General features: G+C 56.4%; 4 protein-coding genes. 1 reads left to right on the top strand and 3 read right to left on the bottom strand.

The window, feature by feature from the left end:
• The first annotated feature begins 220 nt into the window (after positions 1-220).
• Positions 221-1,930 (top strand): UvrD-helicase domain-containing protein, encoded by a 1,710-nt coding sequence (locus tag NKH28_RS33910; RefSeq protein WP_352981424.1) that lies wholly within the window; start codon positions 221-223, stop codon positions 1,928-1,930.
• A 334-nt stretch (positions 1,931-2,264) separates the two neighbouring features.
• On the opposite strand, the gene NKH28_RS33920 is transcribed toward NKH28_RS33910, so the two are convergent.
• The 3 genes from NKH28_RS33920 to NKH28_RS33930 are packed head-to-tail and all read right to left on the bottom strand — an operon-like array spanning position 2,265 to position 6,216.
• Positions 2,265-3,635 (bottom strand): hypothetical protein, encoded by a 1,371-nt coding sequence (locus NKH28_RS33920; protein ID WP_352981426.1) that lies wholly within the window; start codon positions 3,633-3,635, stop codon positions 2,265-2,267.
• A gap of 9 nt (positions 3,636-3,644) precedes the next feature.
• Positions 3,645-4,799, bottom strand: coding sequence for an ATP-binding domain-containing protein (locus NKH28_RS33925; protein ID WP_352981427.1), 1,155 nt, complete (start codon positions 4,797-4,799; stop codon positions 3,645-3,647).
• Between the two features lie 10 nt (positions 4,800-4,809).
• Complete coding sequence (locus NKH28_RS33930) at positions 4,810-6,216, bottom strand: serine/threonine protein kinase (RefSeq protein WP_352981428.1); 1,407 nt, start codon at positions 6,214-6,216, stop codon at positions 4,810-4,812.
• Positions 6,217-6,439 lie beyond the last annotated feature (223 nt).

Here is a 6,439-nt window from a genome sequence, read left to right on the forward strand (position 1 = left end):
CCCGCCGGCCGAAGCCGAGGAACGCTACTACGCCATGCTGGATGAACCAGCCATAGCCGCGTGACTCAAACGCAACGGCCTCCGGAAAACCCGGCGCGGTTCAATACTGGATAAGGCCTCCGCAAGTGGTGATACCAAAGCCATCAAAGCTGTAGTGGGTGAAGCCGGAGTTAGAACCACAGCTCGGGCCGGGAGGCTTCTGGTCCGAGCCAAATCCGCGTTGGATGTCAAGCAGGCGGACCTCTTCGACCGAAGCCCCCAGACTTCCAGGAAGCGGCCCACCATAGTGCAAAGGAAGGTAGCGGCGATTTCGGAGGCTCGCAAACCTACCGAGGAGCAGCAACAGGCAATTGACGCTTTCCTGTCCGGCGGCTCGCTGCGAATCAATGCCTATGCGGGCACAGGCAAGACCTCGGCGCTTCAGTTCCTTGCCCATAGGACTCGCAGCCGAGGCCAATACATAGCCTTCAACAAGGCGATTGTCGGAGACGCCCGTGAGAAGTTTCCTTCGACAGTAGATTGCTCGACGACTCACAGCCTAGCGCTGAAGTCGCTGCACTCTGACTACAAGAAAACAAAAGACAAGTTTGCTGGGAAGGTCAGCACGAAGCAGCTCGCAGAGATACTTGGATTCAAGAAGACCTGGCGGGTCGACCGTGATCATTCGCTGCAGGCGGTGTCTCAAGCCCATTTAGTCCAGCAGACAGTTAGGCGGTTCGCCCACAGCGGCGACGAAGAAATTTCTGACGCACACGTGCCTCGTCATGGATCGCTGCTTACTGCCAGCGAAGATACTCTGAAGGCAGTGAACGATTTTGCGTGCAACAATGCCAAGCACGTATGGCAACGCATGTGCGACCCAAGGGACGCGATCCCGCTGGGTTTTGACGGTTTTCTTAAGCTCTGGGGACTATCTAAGCCACAGATTGCAGCCGACTACATCCTCCTCGATGAAGCGCAGGACACCAATCCTGTCGTGCTCGACGTGCTACGGCGGCAAAGCGCCCAGCTTGTCTACGTTGGTGACCGCTACCAGCAGATATACGAATGGCGTGGCGCGGTTAATGCGATGGAAGCAATCGAGACCGATGCCACCGTTAGCCTGACCCAGTCGTTCCGGTTCGGCCCCGAGATCGCCAGCGAAGCGTCTCGCATCCTGCGGCGGCTTGGTGAGAGCGTACCGCTGATCGGCAATCCTGCCATGCGGAGTCGGGTCGGCACCTGCAATCCCGACGCCATTCTTGCGAGGACCAATGCGAACGTCATGACGGCGCTGATCCAGTGCCTAGACGTGGGTCGCAAGCCGCATCTCGTTGGCGACAACAAAGACCTCAAGGAGCTGCTGTGGGGAGTGCGGGACTTGAAGGACGGGCGTCCAACCGACGTGGCCGACTTTTTCGGTTTCACCAGTTGGGAGTCCGTGGTCGACTTCGCCAAAACCACCGAGGGGGAGCACCTGACGATGTTCGTCAATCTGGTGCAGAGCAAGGGCGAGAAACGCCTCCTGTGGGCAATCAACCAATCCGTCAGCGAGGAGGAGGCCGAGATCGTCATCTCGACAGCACACAAGGCCAAGGGGCGGGAATGGAAAAATGTTCGACTGATGGACGACTTCATGAAGATCCGCGAAGCACGCGCTCCTGCGGAAAAGGCCAAACAAGAGCGGGAGGACGCAGCGGAACTAAGGCTGTTCTACGTCGCCATTACACGCGCCAAGGAGGCGATCGAGATACCCATTATGGGTGGCAAAGGTGAGCCACCGCGAGCGGCGGCAATCTCATCAAGGCCCGCGGCGCAAGCGTTGGCCAAGACTGTCGCGCAACCGGTCGATTGGCAAGAGCCCGTTAAGCAAAGTAGTCAGGTCCAATCGCGCCATATCACACAAAAACCAGCGAAGCGTGGTTTCTTCTCCCGTCTATTTGGTAGGTAAGGTGCGAGCCAGACGGGATCCGCCCGAGGCTTGAGAGCCAACATGCCAATCCGCCTGATGGGGCTGCCTACCCATCAGCGACCGACTTGCCGCGCGTAAAGACCAGGTCGGCGAGCCTATGGCGGCTTTCAGTCAGCGACGAAAAGCCACGATGTTCCGGCTTCCGTTGCCTCGGCTAGATCCAAGGCATCTTCTACATCGACACCGAGATACCGCACTGTGTTCTCGATCTTGGTGTGGTTGAGCAGGATCTGAACTGCAAGGAGATTGACCGTAACCTTGTAGATGAATGATGAATGAAGCCTTCGTTTGCCGAAGCGCAGGTGATTGGCTTCTAAGATTTCCGGCGGGAATACGCGTTACGTCCTGACGGTCGTTCATACTTTGGATCGGATTCTGATGTGGAACTGCTGTCCATCCTTGAAAGGATCGCGGATGACTGCGCCATCAAAATTTTCAGTTCTTTGATGTCTCGCTGGTACTCCGCTCGCGAGTTCAATGAGGGGGCACCGACCCTGGCAATGCTTTGCCTGGTCGAAACCCCGGGGTAGATCTCGACCGAAATCGAACCGGTCTGCCCTCGTGGCAGTTGGTCAACATCCGCTCCCATGCCTGCAAGCTCAAGGACCGAGATGTCGTCGGTAGGAGGGCTATAAAGGCCTGGCCGTGCGCACAAATCCCGAGCCATGCGTCTGCCCATACAATTGAACTCAGTCATGATATCGCTGCTTGCCTGCAGACCCGACCACACCGCGAACCAAAGAGGTGCCATCCGCAGGCTTAATCCGGTCGACAGCGCTGCGGGAATGAATCGAAAGGAACCACCGCCAAGAAGGCTCAGAAGGCACCCTGCGGCGCAGTCTCTCAACTGCCCTCCGGTGCCCGTGGAATTGCTCAGCAGCGAGATTGCTTCCTGGATCGCCCGAGCACGCCCTTCCCGGGTTCCGCGGAAACGGGAAAGGTCACCCCTCAATTCGGGAAGTGAAGAGAGTAGGTCTTCCAAAACTGAATCATCGACCCGGCCACTCTCGATTACCTGCCGCATCGATCTGATCATCACCGATTCACTGTCGGGACGGTCGGAGGGACCACCGCCATGCACTGCCAGCCGAATCACTTGCCAAAAGCTTCCGAGTTCATCGATATCGAGAGGTAGCTGCTCGCCGCCAAGCGTTGATCGCAGGGATTGCCACGCCCGGCCAATGGCCAGAACATCAGCTTGGGGACCGAGTGCGAGTCCCTGAAATGCCGCTGCGGAGTAGGTGGCGCCCGCCGCAGCAAGAGTGATGGGCCGCCCGGTTTCATTTGACCTCGGCGATCTAAGATAGAGCGCCGCCTCGAGGATCGCCGTTCCTACAAGCTTTTCGACCACTGATGTTGTGCTACCCACGGTCAGGCTAGGCTCTTCGGCCAGCAGATCGAGCTGGTCCGTCGTCACAACCCGGAAGAATGCAGTGAAGGGAGCGTAGTCGGTGACGTAGGTCGAAACGAAGGCAAAGAAATCGCGCGCCTTTCGCTCATCCACCACAACCACGGCACGCTCGTCGGGATCATTCCTTTGCGGGTCTGGAACAGCGATAGCGCAGAACTTGGATGAAAGCTGCTTGCGGACAGCGGCCACGCCGAGGTTGCTGGGCTTCAGAGGCAACTTCTGGCCTACCCAGGCCAAGAACTCCTCAGTGTCCAGTACAGCAATGTTCAGCATTTTCCCTACCTAAGCAAACAGATCATCGAGTGTCGGATCACTCGTCGAGGCTTCATCGAGCGCGAGGATACCTTTTTCCAGATATCCCGGAATAGACTTATCATAATAGATGCGCAGCGAGGTCTTTGCGCGGGTCACGCCCGTAAAGGCGAGATTCTTTTGCAAGTTCCGGAATCGACTGATTTTCTCCATACCGAGAAGGTGGACTGCCCGGAACTCGAGCCCCTTCGCGCTGATGATAGTGGTCACGATCACACGCTTATTCGGTTCGAAGGCGCTGTACCCACCCGCGAAGTTCTGCATCTGCACGTGATGCTTGACTTTGGAGGACAGAAGAAGGGCGGCGACCGCGGTGGCATCTTCCTGCTTAGGGCAAAGGACGCCTATAGTCTCGTCCGGATAGGCGAAGAGCTGCGTTTCGATTTCCGGGATTGCGGTCGCGACCTGATCCGCGAGCGAAAGACCCGAATGCGGTATCACAGACGACTCAAAATCCTGCTCGTTGTACTTCGACGTCGCCTCCATCCCCTCCTCGGAGTCGATTTCGTTGCGGATGCCGTCCGCGACGCGGCATATCTTGATTCCATTCCGATAGTGCTTCTTGAGGACAACGGGCTCGCCACATTTCGCTTCCAGAGCATCCAAGCCACCTATGGCGCTTGTCACTCGCTGTCTGTCATCGCCAACAGCGTAGATCTGGTCGGCGAAACAGGAAATCACTCCGATCTCGTCGGCGGAATAATCCTGAGCCTCGTCCAGAAGAATGCAGTCCAGTACGTTTATGTTCTTCTTCAGCGCCGCGACTTCCTTTAGCCCTTTCAGAAGACGTGCGCGAACCTCCGCGAATTCGCCGAAGTCATCGAACGCAATTCCATTCGATGCCACGAGCGAAGCACCCCACTGCAGGTATGTCTGGATCTTGTCCGATGAGAACGGATAGTGCGTAGAGCCTGCTACCAGAAATTCCTTCAGGACGCGACCGAACGTGAGCACGGTGATATTCGTAACACCTGCCTTTACGAGGAACGTCGCACGGAGAAGCAAGAGGTTTGTCTTTCCGCACCCGGCGGGGCCAAGGATGAGATGGTCGCCCTCCTTCGGGAGACTGATCACCTTCTTCTGGTCATCGTCGAGATCGCTTGTTTTTTTCCACCAGGTGCTCATTCGCGTGCCTTCACTTGAACTCAAGGGTCAGCCAGCTATCCTTCTGAGGCCCCTGGCGTTGAACAAAGTCTATGATCTTATAAAGGATGTCCTCGAGCGATGTATGAAACCGCGAGGGGTCATATATCCCCGAGAAAAAGAGAATGCGGCGCTCAAAAGGTTCAGGTGGTGTCGCGGAGGTGTGTACACAGACGTCTACGGCAAGTGCCTTTGCCTCCGCATCGACTATCTCAATGCAGAATACCACCGACAGCTCGGGCATTAGGTGCGCTTCTGACTTCTCGAAGGTCATCTTGACTGACGGAGCCTTGCGAGGGTATCGAACTATCGTGGCATAAGGCGGGAATTGATCGTTTTCCGAGCTTACACGGCGCACCGAATCCTTCGTGGAGGTTATGATCTCCTCGAGAAGCGCCTTGCCGAAATCCGGCTTCTTTTCCGTCGCCGCACCTGATCCCGCCTGTTCGACGAGAACTCGCTTGATTACCCTTTCCTTGAGGCCAGCGATCCCGCTCGCAGTGGCCTTCGGACGCCTGAAGGATTCCCACGAGACCATCCGCAGCCGGTCCTTGGGGTCCTTCAAGAGGCACATCTTCGCTAGGTCCACTAGGTATGAAGGCACTGAGGAATTCTGAATATTCGGAGTGACTTCCTGCACTGCGTTGACCAAACGGGCAAACGGTTCGGCATATTCGCTGAAGAGAGCCTCGCGCATTATGAGATCGTGCAGCACCGCTCCAATTTGATAGAAGGTAAGGGCGCGCCAGCCCTCAATTGTTCCGTCCTCTTCGCGTAGTAGAAACTCGGGCGAACTATATTGAAGGGTGCCTATGAAGGGGTGAACACCCTCCATGTCAGTGATCCCGGGCTCTTTGACGGGCTTCAGGACCCCGAAGTCGAGTAAAGTTACTTTCTTCATATCCTCGCTGACCTGGATATTCTCCGGCTTAATGTCCCGATGGACCAGATCCAGGCTTTCAAGATATTCCGCACAGGCCGCAATGTCGGCGATGAATCCTCCAATCGCCTCAATGGAAATGTCCTTGAGCCGCTTCTTGAGATTGCTGCCCCGAAGAAACGCCATCACGATGAAGTGGTTCTTCGTACCCTCATCGTATCCTCCATCAAGGATCTCAACCATGCTTGGGTGGCCCCGCCCCTTGAGGGAGACCTCCCGCTTGATCCGGGCAAGCTGTGTCTTGTCGCCAAAGCGCTCGATCAGTTCTTTGTCGAATACCTTCACAGCCGCTTGCTTCGCAGCATTAGTGGCCTCGAATACTGCTGCCGACTTGCCGTGATCGATCAATCTTACGATCGTCCACTCGCCGATCATCGTGTCCTTTAACTGATCTTCGAGTAGACGTGCCCTGACAAAGTCCATGTATTTGTCCCGATTCGGATCGAGGAAATACGTCATCTCTACCGATAGTTGTCAATGAGCGTCTGCACCTGAAATCTAGAGGCGACACGATGAAAAGTTGTTCGCCCGTCCTTTGTCGTTTCCGTCGTGCGAAACCCGCTCGATGTCGTCATTTCAGATACCCTCCGGCGAAGGCCGCCTTGCGAGAGGACGGCACGGTAGCGAGGCTGCGCTCTTAAGGTCGCCCTTACGAGCGCAGTTAGCAGCACAGCATGAGCCA

The sequence above is a fragment of the Mesorhizobium sp. M1227 genome (genome assembly GCF_040318315.1).
Classification (GTDB): Bacteria; Pseudomonadota; Alphaproteobacteria; order Rhizobiales; family Rhizobiaceae; genus Mesorhizobium.

Excerpts from the sequence above, each read along its gene's own strand:
- NKH28_RS33920 (WP_352981426.1), bottom strand. The coding sequence starts at position 3,635 with ATGCTGAACATTGCTGTACTGGACACTGAGGAGTTCTTGGCCTGGGTA.
- NKH28_RS33925 (WP_352981427.1), bottom strand. The coding sequence starts at position 4,799 with ATGAGCACCTGGTGGAAAAAAACAAGCGATCTCGACGATGACCAGAAG.
- NKH28_RS33930 (WP_352981428.1), bottom strand. The coding sequence starts at position 6,216 with ATGACGTATTTCCTCGATCCGAATCGGGACAAATACATGGACTTTGTC.